Here is a 1,386-nt window from a genome sequence, read left to right as displayed (position 1 = left end):
GGGCTATTGTCAAATGTTGTGGCCGGGGGTTGAGTCAGGCGGCGTCCTTGACCTCGATCCCGTCGACGAACTTCACGCCCCGGATCACGTCACCGAGGCGGCCTGATCCGTTCAACAGTCGCCACTTCTTCGATGCTGCCTCCATCAGCTTGAAGACCATCGTCAGGCACGCCACACGGCTGCCGCTGCCCTTCGTCTTGCCGTGCCGCAGCCGCACCGTGGCGAACGTCGACTCGATCGGGTTGGTGGTGCGGATGTGACGCCAGTGCTCCGCCGGGAAGTCGTAGAAGGCCAGCAACGCCTCCCGGTCCTTTGCCAGGCACTCCACGGCCTTGGGGTACTTCGCCTGGTAGGTCGAGATGAACAGGTCGAACGCCTTCTCCGCCTCGGCATGGGATTCGGCCTCGTAGATGGCGTGCAACGCCGCCTTGGCCTTCGGCTGCACGCCCTTGGGCATCTTGTCCAGCGTGTTCGCCGTCTTGTGCACCCAGCATCGCTGGGGCCGCGTCGCGGGCCACACCTGCCGCACGGCCTTCCAGAAGCCCAGGGCCCCGTCGCCGATCGCCAATGCCGGGTCGATCGCCAGGCCCCGGGCCTTGCAGTCCAGCAGCAGCTCCTTCCACGATTGCTCGCTCTCCCGGTAGCCGTCGGCCACGGCGATCAGCTCCTTCTTGCCGTCGGCGGTCGCCCCCATCAGGACCAGCATACACTGGCGATCCTGCTCCAGCCGGATGTTGAAGTGGACGCCGTCGGCCCACACGTAGACGTAGTGCTTGCCCTCCAGGGGTCGCTTGCTCCAGGTGTGGTACTCGGCCTCCCAGGCGGCCTTCAGCCGGGTCACGGTCGTGGCCGACAGCCCCGGGGCGTCCGGCCCGAGCAGGGCCTCCAAGGCGTCGGAGAAGTCGCCGGTGCTGACGCCCTTCAGGTAGAGCCAGGGGATCAGGTCCTCCAGGCTCTTCGTCCGCCGCAAGTACGGCGGGAGGATCGCCGAGGTGTACGCCTCCCGTTGCCCCGGCGGCCTGCGGTCCCGGACCCGGGGCTGGCGGACCTCGACGGGGCCGACGCCGGTGTGGATCGTCCGCTCGGGAAGGTAGCCGTTGCGGATGACCTGGCGACGGCCAGCTTCATCCCGCAGGTCGGCCCGGCCGTCGAGGTAGGCGACGACCTCGGCCTCGATGGCCTGGGCCAGCAGCGTACGGGCACCCCGGCGGAGGATGTCGGTCAGGGGATCGTCACTCAGGGCCGTTGGCCCGGCGATCGGCTGGGTTGTAGACTGATCCACGGCGGCGTACTCCTCGGCCATTTCGGCCGGCTGGTGGTCTTGCGATACACCAAGGGTACGCCGCCCTCCTCAACTCCTCGCCCACAACTTTCGGTTATAGCCCC

At 67.8% G+C, this 1,386-nt stretch carries 1 protein-coding gene; it reads right to left on the bottom strand.

The annotated features are described in order from the left end of the window. Positions 1-34: 34 nt before the first annotated feature. Positions 35-1,282: an IS256 family transposase gene (locus tag GA615_RS27200; RefSeq protein ID WP_152054496.1), complete on the bottom strand. Its 1,248-nt coding sequence runs from the start codon at positions 1,280-1,282 to the stop codon at positions 35-37. Between the last annotated feature and the right edge of the window lie 104 nt (positions 1,283-1,386).

This window comes from Tautonia marina (assembly GCF_009177065.1).
In the GTDB taxonomy this organism is placed as follows: Bacteria; Planctomycetota; Planctomycetia; order Isosphaerales; family Isosphaeraceae; genus Tautonia; species Tautonia marina.
This window is presented reverse-complemented; position numbering and strand designations above follow the sequence as displayed.